This window comes from Bradyrhizobium sp. USDA 4452 (assembly GCF_054063575.1).
The window spans coordinates 3865179-3882325 of record NZ_JBSSGK010000001.1; the positions used below are offsets into that span (position 1 = coordinate 3865179).

General features: G+C 65.0%; 18 protein-coding genes and 1 other RNA gene. 10 read left to right on the forward strand and 9 right to left on the reverse strand.

Going from position 1 to position 17147, the window contains the following annotated elements; genetic code table 11:
• Nucleotides 1-6: 6 nt before the first annotated feature.
• Nucleotides 7-534 (reverse strand): peptide deformylase, encoded by a 528-nt coding sequence (def, locus tag ACVISU_RS18640; protein WP_076864526.1) that lies wholly within the window; start codon nucleotides 532-534, stop codon nucleotides 7-9.
• Between the two features lie 170 nt (nucleotides 535-704).
• Here def and ACVISU_RS18645 point away from each other — a divergent pair, with 170 nt between their 5' ends.
• Nucleotides 705-1913 carry a DNA recombination protein RmuC gene (locus ACVISU_RS18645; RefSeq protein WP_050406073.1) on the forward strand — a complete coding sequence of 403 codons (1209 nt, stop codon included), beginning with the start codon at nucleotides 705-707 and terminating at the stop codon, nucleotides 1911-1913.
• Between the two features lie 53 nt (nucleotides 1914-1966).
• A complete protein-coding gene (locus tag ACVISU_RS18650; protein WP_456707892.1) occupies nucleotides 1967-3337 on the forward strand; it encodes an AmpG family muropeptide MFS transporter in 1371 nt (456 codons plus the stop codon).
• 205 nt (nucleotides 3338-3542) lie between these two features.
• On the opposite strand, the gene ACVISU_RS18655 is transcribed toward ACVISU_RS18650, so the two are convergent.
• The 5 genes from ACVISU_RS18655 to ffs all read right to left on the reverse strand — a co-directional run bounded on the left by ACVISU_RS18655 (nucleotide 3543) and on the right by ffs (nucleotide 7145).
• Nucleotides 3543-3986: a hypothetical protein gene (locus ACVISU_RS18655; protein WP_456707893.1), complete on the reverse strand. Its 444-nt coding sequence runs from the start codon at nucleotides 3984-3986 to the stop codon at nucleotides 3543-3545.
• Nucleotides 3987-4133: 147 nt separating this feature from the next.
• Nucleotides 4134-4739 (reverse strand): recombination mediator RecR, encoded by a 606-nt coding sequence (recR, locus tag ACVISU_RS18660; RefSeq protein ID WP_028335942.1) that lies wholly within the window; start codon nucleotides 4737-4739, stop codon nucleotides 4134-4136.
• A gap of 1 nt (nucleotide 4740) precedes the next feature.
• Nucleotides 4741-5061: a YbaB/EbfC family nucleoid-associated protein gene (locus ACVISU_RS18665; protein WP_456707894.1), complete on the reverse strand. Its 321-nt coding sequence runs from the start codon at nucleotides 5059-5061 to the stop codon at nucleotides 4741-4743.
• A gap of 21 nt (nucleotides 5062-5082) precedes the next feature.
• Complete coding sequence (locus ACVISU_RS18670; RefSeq protein WP_456707895.1) at nucleotides 5083-6936, reverse strand: DNA polymerase III subunit gamma/tau; 1854 nt, start codon at nucleotides 6934-6936, stop codon at nucleotides 5083-5085.
• A gap of 112 nt (nucleotides 6937-7048) precedes the next feature.
• Nucleotides 7049-7145: signal recognition particle sRNA small type (gene ffs / locus ACVISU_RS18675), an RNA gene on the reverse strand.
• 110 nt (nucleotides 7146-7255) lie between these two features.
• Here ffs and ACVISU_RS18680 point away from each other — a divergent pair.
• From ACVISU_RS18680 to ACVISU_RS18705, 6 genes are all read left to right on the forward strand, one after another.
• Nucleotides 7256-7675 (forward strand): HIT domain-containing protein, encoded by a 420-nt coding sequence (locus tag ACVISU_RS18680; RefSeq protein WP_050406070.1) that lies wholly within the window; start codon nucleotides 7256-7258, stop codon nucleotides 7673-7675.
• A 6-nt stretch (nucleotides 7676-7681) separates the two neighbouring features.
• The gene (gene nudC / locus ACVISU_RS18685; RefSeq protein ID WP_050406069.1) at nucleotides 7682-8632 is read left to right on the forward strand and encodes an NAD(+) diphosphatase; all 951 of its coding nucleotides are present in this window, start codon (nucleotides 7682-7684) and stop codon (nucleotides 8630-8632) included.
• A gap of 79 nt (nucleotides 8633-8711) precedes the next feature.
• Nucleotides 8712-9659: a sugar kinase gene (locus ACVISU_RS18690; protein WP_063695481.1), complete on the forward strand. Its 948-nt coding sequence runs from the start codon at nucleotides 8712-8714 to the stop codon at nucleotides 9657-9659.
• 76 nt (nucleotides 9660-9735) lie between these two features.
• Nucleotides 9736-10236, forward strand: coding sequence for an Lrp/AsnC family transcriptional regulator (locus ACVISU_RS18695; protein WP_024578797.1), 501 nt, complete (start codon nucleotides 9736-9738; stop codon nucleotides 10234-10236).
• Between the two features lie 160 nt (nucleotides 10237-10396).
• Nucleotides 10397-10708, forward strand: a complete 312-nt coding sequence (locus tag ACVISU_RS18700) for a hypothetical protein (protein ID WP_456707896.1) — start codon at nucleotides 10397-10399, stop codon at nucleotides 10706-10708.
• Nucleotides 10689-12155 carry a methyl-accepting chemotaxis protein gene (locus ACVISU_RS18705; protein WP_456707897.1) on the forward strand — a complete coding sequence of 489 codons (1467 nt, stop codon included), beginning with the start codon at nucleotides 10689-10691 and terminating at the stop codon, nucleotides 12153-12155. The genes ACVISU_RS18700 and ACVISU_RS18705 overlap by 20 nt, the downstream gene beginning before the upstream one ends.
• 89 nt (nucleotides 12156-12244) lie before the next feature.
• On the opposite strand, the gene ACVISU_RS18710 is transcribed toward ACVISU_RS18705, so the two are convergent.
• A complete protein-coding gene (locus ACVISU_RS18710) occupies nucleotides 12245-13744 on the reverse strand; it encodes a phosphomannomutase/phosphoglucomutase (protein ID WP_456707898.1) in 1500 nt (499 codons plus the stop codon).
• 87 nt (nucleotides 13745-13831) lie between these two features.
• Between ACVISU_RS18710 and ACVISU_RS18715 the strand changes: the two genes are divergently transcribed.
• Both ACVISU_RS18715 and ACVISU_RS18720 read left to right on the forward strand, forming a co-directional pair.
• Nucleotides 13832-14452, forward strand: a complete 621-nt coding sequence (locus tag ACVISU_RS18715) for an HYD1 signature containing ADP-ribosyltransferase family protein (protein ID WP_456707899.1) — start codon at nucleotides 13832-13834, stop codon at nucleotides 14450-14452.
• Nucleotides 14449-14736 (forward strand): DUF6881 domain-containing protein, encoded by a 288-nt coding sequence (locus ACVISU_RS18720; RefSeq protein ID WP_456707900.1) that lies wholly within the window; start codon nucleotides 14449-14451, stop codon nucleotides 14734-14736. Before ACVISU_RS18715 ends, ACVISU_RS18720 begins: the two co-directional genes overlap by 4 nt.
• Before the next feature lie 244 nt (nucleotides 14737-14980).
• On the opposite strand, the gene ACVISU_RS18725 is transcribed toward ACVISU_RS18720, so the two are convergent.
• Both ACVISU_RS18725 and ACVISU_RS18730 read right to left on the reverse strand, forming a co-directional pair.
• Nucleotides 14981-15493, reverse strand: coding sequence for a TIGR02281 family clan AA aspartic protease (locus ACVISU_RS18725; RefSeq protein ID WP_157113523.1), 513 nt, complete (start codon nucleotides 15491-15493; stop codon nucleotides 14981-14983).
• Between the two features lie 177 nt (nucleotides 15494-15670).
• Nucleotides 15671-17137 (reverse strand): NCS1 family nucleobase:cation symporter-1, encoded by a 1467-nt coding sequence (locus ACVISU_RS18730; protein ID WP_456707901.1) that lies wholly within the window; start codon nucleotides 17135-17137, stop codon nucleotides 15671-15673.
• Nucleotides 17138-17147 lie beyond the last annotated feature (10 nt).

The following is a 17147-nucleotide window of genomic DNA, read 5'->3' on the forward strand; positions in this document are numbered from 1 at the left end:
TCGGCTTCACTCCGCCGCGCGCTTGGCGGCCTTCTCGAACTTCTTGAAGACGCGGTCGCGCTTCAGCTTCGACAAATAGTCCACGAACAGCACGCCGTTGAGATGGTCGATCTCGTGCTGGATGCAGGTGGCGTAGAGCCCCTCGGCATCCTCCTCGTGCAGCTTGCCGTCGAGGTCGGTGAAGCGCAGGCGCACCCGCGCCGGGCGCTCGACCTCCTCGTAATATTCGGGGATCGACAGGCAACCCTCTTCGTAGACCGACAGCTCTTCCGAATGCGAGATGATCTCCGGGTTGATGAATACCCGCGGCTGCGGCGTGGTCTCGCCGTTCTCGTCGCGCTTGGCGAGGTCCATGGTAATCAGCCGCAGCGGCTGCGCGACCTGGATCGCCGCGAGCCCGATGCCGGGCGCGTCATACATGGTCTCGAGCATGTCGTCGGCGAGCTTGCGGATCTCCGGCGTCACCTTCTCGATCGGTTTCGACACCAGACGCAACTGCTTGTCCGGCAGGATGATGATTTCTCGTAATGCCATGGCGGCGATTTAAGCCGCGGGCCTGATGCGGTCAATGCGTTCGGGAACCGGTTAAGACGGCCTCAACCACGTTTCTTCAGGCGGTGTTAACCAGGAGATTTGAGGGAGTGTTTACCATAAACGTTCCCTTTTCGTTCGATGGTGGCGCCGAATCGGGTACAACTGACGGCATGAACGAGATTCTGCTCACGATTGGCGACCTCCCGATCCGGGTCTCCGACGCATTGGTCGGCCTTGGCGCGCTGGCGCTGATCCTGCTGCTTGCCATCGCCGTAGTGATCGCGCGCGCCAGCCGGCGCGGCGCGGAACTCGCGATGGCACAGGCCATTCGCGCCGACGAGTTGGAGGAGCGGCTGGCCGACATGCTGCGGGCCCAGAGCGAGGCCTCCGGGCGAGTCGACGCAATGGGGCAGGCACTGGCCGGCCGCCAGGCCGAGATGGCCCGTGCGGTCAATGAGCGGCTGGATTCGGTGACCCACAGGGTCGGCCAATCGATGGAACAGACCACCCGCAACACGATGGATTCGCTGCGCGTGCTGCACGAGCGGCTCGGCATCATCGACCACGCCCACAAGAACCTCAACGAGCTCACCACCCAGGTGACGACGTTGCGCGACGTGCTCGCCAACAAGCAATCGCGCGGCGCGTTCGGCCAGGCGCGGATGGAGGCGATCGTGCAGGACGGCATGCCGAAAGGCTCGTTCGAGTTCCAGTACACGTTGTCGTCGGGCAAGCGGCCGGATTGCGTGGTGTTCCTGCCCGACCAGCGCCCGCTCTGCATCGACGCGAAATTTCCGTTGGAAGCGATGACCGCGCTGCACGATGCGCGCAGCGACGAGGAACGCAAATTTGCCAGCCAGCGGCTGCGCGCCGACGTGCTGAAGCATGTCAGCGACATCGCGGAGAAGTATCTGATCCCGGGCGAGACCCAGGACACCGCGTTGATGTTCGTGCCGTCGGAATCGGTCTATGCCGAAATCCATGACGGCTTCGACGACGTGATCCAGAAGGCCTATCGCGCCCGTGTCGTGCTGGTATCGCCCTCGCTCCTGATGCTGGCGATCCAGGTGATGCAGCAGATCCTCAAGGACGCCCGCATCCGCGACGCCGCCGACCAGATCCGCAACGAGGTGATGCACCTTGGTGACGACCTCGGCCGCCTGCGCGAGCGTGTGCTCAAGCTGCAGACCCATTTCGGCCAGGTCAACGAGGATGTCAGGCAGATCCTGATCTCCGCCGACAAGATCGAAAAGCGCGCCGGCCGCATCGAGGAACTCGATTTCAGCAAGTCCGAGACCCCGATCGAGGTGCCGCGCTTCGTCAAGGGCAGCACGTCCGAGCTGTTCCCCGCCCCGCGCAAGCTGCAGGCAGGGGAGTAGGCATAAGCTCAGCTGACACCGTCTTTGCGGCTCGAATCTGCTAACAGAAGTTCATGACCGCACCCGAAGCGACTGCGCCCCCACCGGAAAAGGCCGCTCCGCCCCCCACCTCCTGGCGCGACAGCTTCGCGGTGTACCTGCAGCCGCGGGTGCTGATCGTGCTGCTGCTCGGCTTCTCGTCCGGCTTGCCGCTGGCGCTGTCGGGCTCGACGCTGCAGGTGTGGATGAAGGAGGCCGGGGTCGATCTCGGCACCATCGGGCTGCTGGCGCTGATCGGCACGCCCTATACGCTGAAGTTCCTGTGGGCGCCGCTGGTCGATGCGCTGCACGTGCCGCTGTTCACGCAGGTCTTCGGGCGCCGCCGCGGCTGGCTGCTGTTCTCGCAGCTGCTCCTGATCGCGGCGATCCTGGTGCTGGCGATGGCCGACCCGGCGCGATCACCATGGTTCGCGGCGTTCGCCGCGCTGCTGGTCGCCGCGGCCTCGTCGACGCAGGACATCGTGGTCGATGCCTTCCGCGTCGAGAGCCTGCCGGAAAGCGAGCAGGCCGCCGGCATGGCGTCCTATGTCGCGGCCTATCGCATCGGCATGCTGGTCTCGACCGCCGGCGCGCTGTTCATCGTCAGCGGTTTCGAGTCCGCCGGCGTGGCGCGCCCGTCGGCCTGGATGTGGGGCTATGTGGTGATGGCCGCGCTGGTGGTGATCGGCATCGTCACCGCGCTGGCGGCCACAGAGCCGGCGCAATCGAAGGGCGCGGAGGCGGCGACGCATGCGCAGAACGCTGCGGAGCGCGTGGTGCACGCGGCGCTCGGTGCGTTCTCCGAATTCCTCAGCCGCAAGGACGCCTTCGCGGCGCTCGCCTTCGTAGTGCTGTTCAAGTTCACCGACGCATTTTCAGGCACCATGACCGCGCCGTTCGTGATCGACATCGGCTTTTCCAAGGTCGATTACGCGGCGATCGTGAAGGGCGTCGGGCTTGCCGCGACCCTGATCGGCGGCTTCGCCGGCGGCTTCGTGGCGCGGCGCTATTCGCTGGCGACCAGCCTCTGGATCGGCGGCGTGCTGCAGGCGGTCGCCAACCTCTCGTTCTCCTGGCTTGCGCATGTCGGCGTCGATCAATGGGCGCTGGCACTTGCGATCACCGCGGAGAATTTCACCAGCGCGATCGGCACCGTGATCTTCGTCGCCTATCTGTCGGCGCTGTGCCGCAATCCGCTGCACACCGCGACCCAGTACGCGCTGCTCACCGCGCTCGCAGCGGTCGGCCGAACCTATATGTCGTCGGGCGCGGGCTATGTGGCGAAGGCGGTCGGCTGGCAGATGTTCTTCGTGATCTGCGTGCTGGTCGCGATCCCGAGCCTGGTCCTGCTCGCCTGGCTGCAGCGGCGCGGACATTTCGATGAGCTGGGGCCGGTGAGGGTTTAGCCGGGCTACGGAACGGCCGCAGGATTGCAGTCTCTCAAACCTCCCCTTGAAGGGGAGGTCGCTTTGCTCGCAGAGCAAAGCGGGTGGGGATCTTGTCTCTCCACGCCCAGCGTCGCTCGCGGCGGCCCCCCATCCCGACCTTCCCCCTTGCAGGGGGAAGGAGAAGAAACGTCGCTGCGCTCCCATCCGGGCTACAGGCGCGGTCCTACTTCGCCACCACGCTCCACTTGGTGACGATGGCTTCGCTCATCTCGCCGGCGTCCTTGGCGCAGGTGACCTCGTCGACCTTCACCGAGATCGCCTTGCCGGAGAGGCTCTTGAGCTGCGCGGCCTGGGCGTCGTTGGTTGGAACGAGCTGGAAGGTTTCAGGGCCGGTTTCGAGATTGCACAGGCCGTTCGGCGGCGGCAGGCGGCGCGGCTCGCTGGTGATCTGGTAGGTGGCGACGCGCTTGCCGCGGTTCTTGTTGTCGCGCACCTTCATGACGCCGAGTTCCCCCGACAGCACGTCGCCGGCGTGGATCATCTTGCCGGGCTTCTGTGGCGCGTCGCTCTGCTGCGCGAGCGCGCCGGACGCGGCGAAGATCGCCGCAAGAAACGCAATGCCCGAGAACGCAAAGCCCGAGCGTACGCCGAATCGGTGTGTCGTCATTTGCAGTGGTTCCGTATTTAATTCGTCAGAGCGTGGATCACCGTCCCCGAATCGTCATCCACCCTATCATTTTGTCTCAATGCGATCTTTTCGACTTGTGACGGATCGCCTGGCGAACACCGCCGCGTCCGGCAGCCGGATCGCGTGCTAGAACAGCGTCCGCTGCCGCATGGCTGCCGATAGCGTACCTTCATCGAGGTAATCAAGCTCGCCGCCAACAGGCACGCCATGCGCCAGCCGCGTCACCCGCACATTGGCCTCCGACAACAGGTCGGTGATGTAGTGCGCGGTGGTCTGGCCATCGACGGTCGCATTCAAGGCGAGGATGATCTCGCTGACCTCAGGCGCATGCGCGCGCGCCACCAACTGATCGATGGTGAGATCCTGCGGACCGACGCCGTCGAGCGGCGATAGCGTTGCGCCGAGCACGTGATAGCGGCCATTGGTCGCATTGGCGCGTTCCAGCGCCCAGAGATCGGCGACATCGGCGACCACGACGATGATCGAGGGATCGCGGCGCGGATCGGTGCACACCGTGCAGGGGTTTTGTGTATCGATGTTTCCGCAGGTCTTGCAGACCTGGATCTTGTCGATCGCGACCTGCAGCGCCGCGGTGAGCGGCGTCATCAGCGCTTCGCGCTTCTTGATCAGATGCAGCGCCGCGCGCCGCGCCGAACGAGGCCCTAAGCCCGGCAGCCGCGCCAGCAGCTGGATCAGGCGTTCGATTTCGGGGCCGGCAACGCTTGCAGCCATTTTAGGTCGGACCAAATCCCGGCGGCAGGCCGAGCCCGCCGGTGAGCGCCATCATCTTTTCCTGCATCGCGGTTTCGGCCTTGCGGCGGGCATCGCCATGCGCGGTGACCAAGAGATCCTCGAGCACCTCGCGCTCCTCCGGCTTCATCAGCGACGGATCGATCTTGATGCTCTTGACTTCCATCTTCGCGGTCATGCGCACCGCGACCAGGCCGCCGCCGGAAATGCCCTCGACCTCGACATTGCCGAGTTGCTCCTGCATCTCCTGCATCTTGGATTGCAGCTGCGCTGCCTGCTTCATCATGCCGAGAAAATCAGCCATGCGTGCATCCTTATGATCAGATCAATCGTCGTCGCTGTCGGAAGTTTCAATCGGATCTTCGCCGGTCCCATCCGCCACCGGAACCTCGGCGGCAAGGCGGCGAACCTCGACCACCTTGGTGCCGGGGAAGCGCGCCAGCACCTCCTGCACGCGCGGATCGGCCTCCGCAGCGCGCTGGTGCTCGCTACGCGCCAGTTCGTTCTGCGAACGCACGGTCGGCTGGCCGGCCGCGTTGGAGATGATCACGGTCCAGCGCCGCCCGGTCCATAGTTCGAGCTTGCGGGGCAGATCGGTGACGAGCGCGCGCTGCGCCTTCGGCTCGAGTGCGATCTCGAGCTGGCCGTCCTCGATGCGGACCAGCCGCACGTCGGCCTCCAGCGCGCTCTTGGTCATGATGTCGCGCTTCTCGCCGGCGAGCGCGATCAATTGTGGAAAGCTTGATATCCGCAGCGCCGGCGCGGCATCGGCGACCGGAGCCGCCATCTGCGGGCGCGCGGCGAGATCGGCACGCGGTGCCGCCTGCGGCGCGCGCGCCGGCACTGAGGGCATCGCCGACATCGTCGAGCCAGGTGCGCCACGCGGCGCTGACGATGCGGCGGAGCCCGACGTCGCGAGGGCCGCGCCGCCGCCGTTCTGCTCGATCATCCGGATCACCTCATCCGGCGTCGGCAGGTCGGCGACATAGGCGATCCGCACCAGCACCATCTCGGCGGCGGCGGCCGGGCGCGTCGCGGTCTGCACCTCGGCAATGCCCTTGAGCAGCATCTGCCACATCCGCGACAGCACCCGCGTCGACAGTTTTGCGGCGTATTCACGCCCCCGCACCCGCTCGGTCTCGCCGAACGCGACATTGTCGGCCGTTGCCGGCACGAACTTCACGCGGGTGACGAAATTGACGAACTCGGCGAGATCCGACAGCACCACGACCGGATCGGCGCCGACGTCATATTGCGCGCGGAATTCGGCAAAGGCGCTGGCGATATCGCCCCGCGCCAGCGAATCAAAGAGGTCGATGACGCGGGTGCGGTCGGCAAGGCCGAGCATCTGCCTGACCGCATCGGCCTTCACATTGCCTGCGGCATGCGCGATCGCCTGGTCGAACAGCGACAGCGAGTCACGCACCGATCCTTCGGCCGCGCGCGCGATGATACCGAGCGCCTCGGGCTCGACCTCGACGCCTTCCTTGGCTGCGATGTTGCCGAGATGCTGCATCAGCACGTCGGCCTCGACGCGGCGCAGGTCGAAGCGCTGGCAGCGCGACAGCACCGTGATCGGAACCTTGCGGATTTCGGTGGTGGCGAACACGAACTTGGCGTGCTCCGGCGGCTCCTCCAGCGTCTTCAGGAAGGCGTTGAAGGCCGCCGTCGACAGCATGTGGACTTCGTCGATGATGTAGACCTTGTAGCGCGCGCTGGCCGGCGCGTAGCGCACGCTGTCATTGATCTGGCGGACATCGTCGACGCCGGTGTGGGACGCTGCGTCCATCTCCAGCACGTCCATGTGCCGGCTTTCCATGATCGCCTGGCAGTGCACGCCGAGGTCGGGCATGTGGATGGTCGGCCCCTTCACCGAGCCGTCCGGCTTTTCGTAGTTCAGCGCGCGGGCGAGAATGCGGGCGGTGGTGGTCTTGCCGACCCCGCGGACGCCGGTCAGGATCCAGGCCTGCGGAATCCGCCCGGTCTCGAACGCGTTCGAGACGGTGCGCACCATGGCCTCCTGGCCGATCAGATCCTCAAAGCTGGAGGGGCGGTATTTGCGGGCGAGAACCCGGTACGGCTTGGCCGCATCCGGCGCGCCGCCCAAGTCAAAACCGCCGTCAAGGCTTGCCTTGCCTGCGCCGTCGGACGGTTGGGAGGGGTCGCCAGCGTCATTCATGCATCGATCCGCAACTTGGGAATTGTCTCTTCGGCCGGCGTGCGGATAGGAGCCGAAATCGAGCGCCGGGCGCGGAGACCGCCATTCCAGCACGATTCGCTCGGAAAAACAGGTAGGAGACTGACGAGCGACCCGATCCGGACCTCGTTAGGGCTGCTTCCTTCCGGACCTGACCCGGTTGGCGAGTGGCTCGTCCACCGCCAATCTCCCGGTCCCTATTTGGGGCCAAAACCGCCGGAAAGCAAGCGGCCTGACCGGCTTTGTAGGGCTGGCTTTGTGGGGCTTGTCTGGGAACAGGGAAAGGCATTATTTGCCCTCCATGCCCGCCTCCAACTGGTCGCTGCATTCGCAGCTCAACAAAGACACCATCGACATCGGCGACCTGCCGCTGTGCAAGGTGCTCGTCATCAAGGATGCGCATTATCCCTGGCTGCTGCTGGTGCCGCGGCGCGACGGCGCGGTCGAGATCATCGACCTCGACGAGGTCGAGCAGGCGCAGCTGATGACCGAGATCACCCGCGTCTCGCGGGCCCTGAAAGAGGTCACCAAATGCGACAAGCTGAATGTCGCCGCCCTCGGCAACCTCGTCCCGCAGCTTCACGTCCACATCATCGCGCGCCGTACCAGCGACGCTGCATGGCCGCGTCCCGTTTGGGGCGTGATGCCGCCGCTGGCGCATGACGCCGAGGAAGTGCAGAATTTCATCAGCGCGCTTCGCCGCAAGATCTGGTTGGGTTGAATTTCAATGTCCGCATCCGATTCATTTCCGCTCGGCCAGCCGGCCTTCGTCACCCATGCGCTGGACCGCGCCGCACATCTGCGCAGCAATGACGAAAAACTGTTCGCGCTCGAAGGCCATCGCGAGGCGCGCGCCTATGTGATCTACCGCGACTCGCTGGTCGTGAAGCAGGAGGATGGCGGGGCTCGCGCCCTGCTCTCGCTGGAGGAGGCGCGCGGCTTCGGCGCCAATCCCGGCACGATCTTCCTGGGGCTCCGCGATGCCGCGCCGATCTTCGGCATGGGAATTGCGCCGCAGGCCGCCGAGAAGCTGGTCGGACGCAGCGACGTTGCCATCACCGAATTGCGCGGCATGGCGATGCAGGGCGTGGTGCCGCCGGAGCAGCTGTCGGCCATTGCGATGGCGAAATCGATGGTGACCTGGCATCAGCGCCACGGCTTCTGCCCGAACTGCGGCACCCGCACGGCGATGAAGGACGGCGGCTGGAAGCGTGAATGCCCGAGCTGCAAGGCCGAGCATTTTCCGCGCACCGATCCGGTCGTGATCATGCTGGTCACCTCGGGCGACAAGGTGCTGCTCGGCCGGCAGAAGCAGTTCATGCCCGGGATGTATTCCTGCCTCGCCGGCTTCGTCGAGGCCGCCGAGACCATCGAGGACGCGGTGCGGCGCGAGATTTTCGAGGAGTCCGGCATCCGCTGCACCGACGTCAATTACTACATGACGCAGCCCTGGCCCTATCCGTCATCGCTGATGATCGGCTGCACGGCGCGTGCGACCAACGAGGACATCGTGGTCGACCGCACCGAGCTCGAGGATGCACGCTGGTTCGACCATGCGGAGGCGACGCTGATGCTCAAGCGCCAGCATCCCGATGGCCTCGCCGGCCCGCATCCGTTCGCGATTGCCCATCATTTGCTCGGCCGCTGGGTGCACCACCGAAATCCATTGGACCAATAGCGGGAACCGGACATCGTTCTGTCGATTTATTCCGGACAAGTTTGAAGCAGCTGACGGAACCATTGCGACGGACCCCTGCATGAATTTTCAAGACGGCGCCCCGAAAGTCCCGCCCCGCATCCTCTGCATCGGGTTGCCGGTGCGCGACCTGACTTTCCGCGTCAATGTTCCGGCGCGCGGCTCCAAGGAGAACGCGACCCATTTCGACGAGATCTGCGGCGGCAACGCGCTGAATGCCGCGATCGGCATCGTCCGGCTCGGCGGCCGCGCCTCGATCTGCGGACCGATGGGCGATTCGCGGGAGACCTCGAGCCGCTACATCTTCGACAAGATGGCCGAAGAAGGCATCGAGACCAACCACCTGATCCACATGCCGGACCTGGTCACCCCGATCTCGGCGATCATGATCGACGACACCGGAGAGCGGACCATCGTCACCTTCCGCGATCCCGAGCTCTGGAAGGTCAAGCTGCCGCCGACCGAGCTATTGCTGGAGGATTGCGCGGCGATCCTGACCGAGAGCCGCTGCGCGCCGTTCTGCACCGAGCTGTGCGCCGAGGCGGTCAAGCGCGGCATTCCCGTGGTGGTCGACGTCGACCGCGCGATGTCGATGCGGGAAGGGCTGCTGACCGCCTCCTCGCACCTGGTGTTCTCCAGCGAGCCGCTGCAGCAGACCGCCGACGTCACCGACGACGGCCAGGCGCTGCAGAAGCTCGCCAAGCTCACCCCCTCCTTCCTGGCCGGCACCCGCGGCCCGCAGGGCACGATCTGGCTGAACGAGAAGGGTGGGCTCGAGGAGACGCCGGCCTTCCCGGTCCATACCGTCGACACGCTGGGCGCCGGCGACGTCTTCCACGGGGCCTTTGCCCTCGCCATCACCGAGAAGCAGGAGTTGCGGCAGGCGCTGCGCTTTGCCTCGGCCGCTGCAGCGCTGAAATGCACCCGGTTCGGGGGCGCTTATGCCGCACCGCAACGTACTGAAGTTGAAGCGTTTTTGGGCGAACACGCCGACGCGCGGCCGGCCTGATCGGTCACGACCCGCTTGATTTGGAAGATTTTTCTCTATATGAGGGAGTTTGAACCTTCATGTGGAACTTTCTTCTATGACCGATGTCGCCATTCAGCTTCATGACAATAACCGCCGCCTCGACGCGATCGATCGCAAGATCCTGACCGTGCTGCAGGAGGATGCCTCGCTCTCCGTCGCCGAAATCGGCGACCGGGTCGGGCTGTCGTCGACGCCGTGCTGGAAGCGCATCCAGCGGCTCGAGGCCGACGGCGTGATCCTGCGCCGCGTGGCGCTGGTCGATCAGAACAAGATCGGTCTCGGGATCTCGGTGTTCGTGTCGGTCGAGAGCGCCGACCATTCGGAAGCATGGCTGCGCAAATTCGCCGACGCCGTCAGCGCGATGCCGGAAGTGATGGAGTTCTACCGGATGGCCGGCGACGTCGACTACATGCTGCGCGTCGTGGTCGCCGACATGCAGGCCTATGACGTGTTCTACAAGAAGCTGATCTCCGCCGTGCCGCTGAAGAATGTCACCTCGCGCTTTGCGATGGAGAAGATCAAGTCGGTGACGGCGCTGCCGGTGCCGGCGGCGTAAGCGCCGCCGCACAATCCCATACGATAGTCGATACGCCCTCAGGTAGTCCGGCTGCCCGGTATTTACCGTAAGTTAGCGCCACCAGTTTTATTATGCCGCGATGGAGCCGGGGGAGATCATCCCAGCGAGGCGACGGCCCGCATGGCCAGGCGCGGCTGCATTGCTGATTGCGAGCTGGATCGCGATCGTGATGCTGTCGCTGCAGGTGCGTGCGGGCGCTGAGGTGGTGGCCGTGGCGTTTCCGCCGTGGTGGCGCGCCGAGCGCGCGGTGGCGGCAGCTGCATCCGCCAACGCGTCGATCGTTCGGATGACTGCCATACCGGCCCTGCTGGTGGTGCGGCCCGACCGCGATGGCGGGCTGAGCCGGCTGTACGCGGCCGGCGCCCTGCTGACCATGGATCCGCAGGCGATCGCCGGCTGCTTCAGGGCTGACGACGATCTGGGGGGTGGGGATGACCTTCGAAGGCGATGAAATGGCCGCCCTGCGCGAGACGGCCAGCAAGATCTTGCTCGTGGTGCTGTGGCTGCACGTTCCGATCGCGATCGTCGTCGGCATGGCGCTGCACAGCGACTGGCTGGTCCCGGCCGGCTTCATGGTCGCGATGGCGCTCACCGCGACGGCCTCGTGGCGCATGTCCGGGAATGGCGCTTCAACGCAGCTGATCGTTGCGGTGGCCTTGATGGCCGGCGTATCGATGCTGGTCTACCAGTTCGCGGGCCACCGCTGGCAGGTCGACATGCACATGTATTTCTTCGCCGCGCTGGCGTGCCTGGTCGCCTATTGCGACTACCGGCCGATCATCGCCGGCACGGTTGCGGTCGCCCTGCACCACCTGACGCTGAACTTCATCCTGCCGGCCGCGATCTATCCCGGCGGCGCCGATTTCGGCCGCGTCGTTCTCCACGCCGTGATCCTGCTGATCGAAGCCGGCGTGCTGATCTGGCTCGCGCACACGCTTGCCGAGCTGTTCAGGACGTCGGCGCTGAAGGCGGCCGAAGCCGAGGCCGCCAGCGCCGCCGAGGCGCGCGCCAATGCCGAACGCATCGAGGCCGAACGGGCCAAGCGCGAGCGTGATGCCGCGCGGCGTGAGCTTGCGGCCGGCTTCGAGCGCAAGATCGGCGAGGTCGTCGAGGCCGTCGCGGTGGCGGCGCACGCGATGCAGGGCCTGTCGGCAACGATGAACGGCAGCAACACGGAAACCATTCGCCAGGCCACCGCCGCCGCCACCGCATCGACGCTGGCGTCGAGCAACGTCGAAACCGTGGCGTCGGCGACCGAGGAGCTGACGGCCTCGATCAACAACATCGCCGAGCAGGTGACGCGCTCGGCGCGGATCGCCGCCAAGGCCGCCGACGAGGCGCGCCGCACCAACGGCGTCGTGCAAGGTCTTGCCGCCGGCACGCAGAAGATCGGCGAGGTGGTGACCTTGATCCAGAACATCGCCAGCCAGACCAATTTACTCGCCCTGAACGCAACCATCGAAGCGGCGCGCGCCGGCGAACACGGCCGCGGGTTCGCGGTCGTCGCGAGCGAGGTCAAGGCGCTGGCCAACCAGACCGCCAAGGCAACCGAGGAGATCTCGGTTCAGATCCAGGATATCCAGAATGCGACCGGTGCCGCCGTCGACGCGATCGGCACCATCGGGACCACCATCGCGGAAATCGACCAGGTCTCCGGCGAGATCGCAGCCGCCGTCGATCAGCAGGGCGCGGCGACCCGCGAGATCTCCAGCAATCTGCAGCAGGCGGCCGATCGCACCCGGGACGTCAACAAGGGCATCCTCAACGTCAACCGCGCGTCCGAGCAGGCCGGCGGCGCGACCGCGCAATTGCTCGACGCGGCCAACGGCCTGTCGTCGCAGTCGGAGTGGCTGAAGACCGAGCTCGACCGTTTCCTCGCCTCGCTGCGGGCGGCGTGAGGCGCGCCGCTCACGCCGCGTCCAACGCTGTCATCGCCCGCAAGGGCATGCGCGGGTGATGACAGCCTGATCTGCCGCGAGCAGCGCGCTCAAATCTTTTGATTATACGCGCCGACCTCGGGATGGGTGCGCAGCACCGAATCCATCGCCTCGAACATGTCGCGCATGCGCTGCTCGCTGACCGGGCTTTCCACCACGACCACGAGCTCCGGCTTGTTCGAGGACGCGCGCACCAGGCCCCAGCTGCCGTCCGCGACCGTGACGCGCACGCCGTTGACGGTGACGAGATCGCGGATGTTCTGACCCGCGACCTGCGCGCCGGTCCGTTGCAGCGTCTCGAAGTGCTTCACGACCGCGTCGACCACGCCGTATTTCGCCTCGTCGGCGCAATGCGGCGACATGGTCGGCGACGACCAGGTCTTGGGCAGCGCGTCCTTCAGGTCGGCCATCGACTTGCCGGGCGCGCGGTCGAGCATCTCGCAGATCGCGATCGCCGACACCAGGCCGTCGTCATAGCCGCGGCCGAACGGCCTGTTGAAGAAGAAGTGGCCGGATTTCTCGAAGCCGGCGAGCGCGCCGAGCTCGTTGGTGCGGCGCTTCATGTAGGAATGCCCGGTCTTCCAGTAGACGGTGTTGGCGCCCTGCTTCTGCAACACCGGATCGGTCACGAACAGCCCGGTCGACTTCACGTCGACGACAAACTGCGCATTGGCGTTGATCGCCGACATGTCGCGCGCCAGCATGACGCCGACCTTGTCGGCAAAGATCTCCTCGCCGGTGTTGTCGACCACGCCGCAGCGGTCGCCGTCGCCATCGAAGCCGAGGCCGACATCGGCCTTGTGCGCCAGCACCGCATCGCGGATCGCGTGCAGCATCTCCATGTCTTCCGGATTCGGATTGTATTTCGGGAAGGTGTGGTCGAGCTCGGTGTCGAGCGGGATCACCTCGCAGCCGATCGCCTCCAAGACCTGCGGCGCGAACGCGCCCGCGGTGCCGTTGCCGCAGGCCGCCACCACCTTGAGCTTGCGCGTCAGCTTCGGCCGGCTGGTGAGGTCGGCGATGTAGCGCGCCGGATAGTTTTCATGGAATTGATAGGAGCCGCCGGCCTTGTTGTCGAACGCAGCGTTCAGAACGATCTCCTTCAGCCGCGTCATCTCGTCGGGACCGAAGGTGAGCGGACGGTTGGCGCCCATCTTGACGCCGGTCCAGCCATTGTCGTTGTGCGAGGCGGTGACCATCGCCACACACGGCACGTCGAGATCGAATTGCGCGAAATAGGCCATCGGCGTCACCGCGAGCCCGATGTCGTGCACCTTGCAGCCCGCCGCCATCAGGCCCGAGATCAGCGCGTATTTGATCGACGCCGAATAGCCGCGGAAATCGTGACCGGTAACGATCTCCTGTCTGACGCCGAGCTCCGCGATCAGCGCGCCGAGCCCCATGCCCAGCGCCTGCACGCCCATCAAGTTGATTTCCTTGTTGAACAGCCAGCGCGCGTCGTATTCGCGAAACCCGGTCGGCTTCACCATCGGCTCGGATTCGAAGGCGTAGGTGTTGGGGACCAGCGCGGGTTTCGGCTTGGGAAACATCAGAAATGGCCTCGTGGAAATGCGGAGCAACAATGCCGCTGGCTTTAGCGAATGCATCGCCGCAGCGGAAGGCAGGATTGACGGCTTGTGACCAATAATTACGGCAGATTTGGCGTCGGCGAAATATCGGTTGACATGTCGGGCAACTCACCGGCACAATCTGAAAATCAGAAATCATTGGAGCCCGCACCGGAAAATCCGCTGCGGGCTTTTCGAATCGGACGGGACGCTGTCGGCCAATATACTGCCGAGCGCGCCGAAATTGGCCACCGCAGCGAACCGAACCGGCTGACGGCCAGGGCCGCTCGCTCCGGCAGACGGGCGCCCGGCAACGACGATCGGCAAGCCGAACCGGAAGCGACACTTCCGCGCCCTCGCGCAAGCCGTCACTCAAGCACTTCAACGCATAACGCCAACCCAGCCCTCTCCGCGAGGTGCGGTCACGCACGGGCGCGCCCGGAGGCGTGCGCAATATCCGTAGGTGATGATCAATGCCCGATTACTCTCTGGTGCCGGTGGACCACGGATCTTTCGAAAGCCCTTGTGAACAATCACCACCAAGCGGAAAAATTCACGCACTACCTCGAAATCAACCCGGCCGGTCTAAATGTGATCAAGGGCCGGTCCGGTGTTTATGTTATCCCAAATGAGGGACCGTTGGATTTGAACAACAGGATTATCAGCAGCGGAAAGGTATCTGACCAATGACCTACCTCAAGGTGAGATGGATTCACGCGTACGCCGATGAACCAGTGCTTATCTACAGCGAGTTGGATCACGAACATTGGGAGCTCCGCAAGGTCGAAATCTTTCCCGACGGAAGGATCGGGTATGCCAATGATAAAGTTGAGGTCGGGGACACGGGCCTGGGTCAAATGCCATTGCCGTCCGTTGAGGAGATCGCCGCCAATCCCAAGTTCGAGCCGGAAGTGATCTCAAAGGCCGAGTTCGAAAAAATCTGGGCAATGGCGACGGCTTCGCAACGCCGCTAGCTTTAGCGAATGCATCGCCGCAGCGGAAAGGTATCCGACCAATGACCTACCTCAAGGTGAAGTGGATTCACGGTGAGTACGCCGGGAGACCGGCTCGGCACTCTGCGAAAGCGCCTCAGGTCTGACGGGCCCCGCGAACATCTGGCGCAAATGCCGCGTCGTCGCGAGGATCGACTCGACCACCCTCTCATTCCCAAAATGTGAACAAGCAGCGCACTGAATTCCCTCAGTGCGAAAGTGCTGCCTATTGCTCCAGCAACAATTTGCCGTTGGCGTATTCGAAGCGCTTCAGCTTCGACAGGAAGGACAGGCCGAGCAGGTTTTCCGACAGCGCCTCGTCCGGCAGCACCAGAGCGTCGACGTCGCGCACGGTGAGGCCGCCGATCTCGATCATCGCGAGGCGGGCGCGCGCCGCCTTGATGGTGCCGTTGGCGGTGGTGACGCGCGAGGTGTAATCGCCCGGCACCGGGCGCAGGCCGAAGCGCGCGGCCGAGGTCTCGTTCAGCGCCACCACGGAGGCGCCGGTGTCGACCATGAAATTGATGCGCTGGCCGTCGATGCGGCCGTCGGTGGCGAAGTGACCGCGCGGATCGGGCGCGATGCTGAGCGTGCGGGCGCTGGCCTGCGCCACCGTGACGGCGGGGGCGATGGTCTGCTTGGTGGTGGTCGCGGCGGCGGGGGCCATCTTGCTGGCCATCTGGGCCATGAAGGTGCCCAGCCCGATCAGGATGGCCGCGAAAATCATCAGGTTACGCATGACACCATACTCGGAAAGCCGAACACGCAATTTCACCACGCCGGGGGCCCCGCCGCGAGCGAGGGCGGCAGCGCGAGCCTGCCATTTTGGCGAAAAGGATGAGCGAAGAGTTAATGCGAGCCCGCTGAGGCGGCCGAATGTCGTCGGCCGCCTCACAAAGCCGGAATTTGCCGGCACTCAGGCGGTTTTGGCGACCGGGCTCGGCATCGCAACGCGCAGCGCATAATAGACCGCGCCCGCGATGGCGACGCCGAAGAACCAGCCGTAGACCGCCCACCAGGCCGGCAGGAGCGAGGTGAAGTTCGGCAGCACCGACGAGAACAGGGCGCCGATCGCAGCTGCGATCAGCGCGCTGACGTTCCAGCCGTTCTGGAAGCGATATTCGCCGTCCTCCTGATAGAGCGCCGGCACGTTCACGCGACCTTTGGCGATCAGATAATAGTCGACCATCATGATGCCGAAGATCGGCCCCATGGTGGCGCCGATCAATCCGACGAACGAGGCGGCGCTGCCCTCCCAGGGCGCGAACGGATACAGCGCCAGCGCGATCAGCGCCGCGATGTAGCCGCCTTTCTTGAAGTCGATATGGCGCGGAAACACGTTGGAGAAATCGAACGCCGGCGAGACGAAATTGGCGACCACGTTGATGCCGAGCGTCGCCACCGCAAAGGTGACCGCGGCGAGCAGCGCCAGGAACCAAGAGTCGAACTTCGCAGAGATCTGGTCGGGATGCAGCAGCACCTCGTGATAGACGTTGAAGGCTGCGATCGTGGTGACGCCGGCGACCAGCGAGAACAGGATCAGGTTGACCGGCAGACCCCAGATATTGCCCTTGCGCAGCGCGTTGACGTCAGGCGCATAGCGCGAGAAGTCGCAGAAGTTGAGATAGAGCGCAGCGAAATAGGTGATCCAGGTCGCGGCGACGGCGCACAGCGCCGGTAACGAGCCCGGTACCCCGGGCACGCCGGCCTCCTTGGTCTTCTCCAGCAGCACGTCCTGCGGGATCGGCGCGGTCAGCGAGATGCCGCCGGCCGCGATGCAGAGATAGACCGCAAGGATCAGCATCATCAGCCACACCGCGGGGCCCGCCCAGTCCTGGAAGCGGCGCACCGTCTCCATGCCGCGCTGGATGATCAGCAGTTGCAAGGCCCAGATCACGACGAAGCAGATCACCTCGAGGGTGGAGTGGCCGAGCATGTGGCTCGACTGGTGGAACGCCTTGAAGCCGTCGATGCGGGTCAAGAGCGCGACGATCGCGCTCGAGGCCGCCGCGGTCTGCGCGCCGTACCAGAAGCAGGCGACCACGGCGCGCACCAGCGCCGGAATGTTGGCGCCCCAGATCCCGAACGAGGCCCGCGCCAGCACCGGATAGGGCATGCCGGTCCGCACCCCGGCATTGCCGATCAGGCTCATCAGCACGAAGATCACCAGCGAGCCGGCGCCGATCGCGATGATGAAGTTGACGAAGCTGCCACAGAGCAGGAACAGGCTGGCGGCGAGATAATAGCCCCACAGGCTATGCACGTCCGAGGTCCAGACGTTGAAGATGCTGAAGGCGCCCCAGTTGCGTTCCCTGGCCGGCGCCAGATCTTCATTGTACAGCGACGGCGATGCGTTCCTGATCTCCAGGTTCTTGAAGTCCATGCCGGCCTCC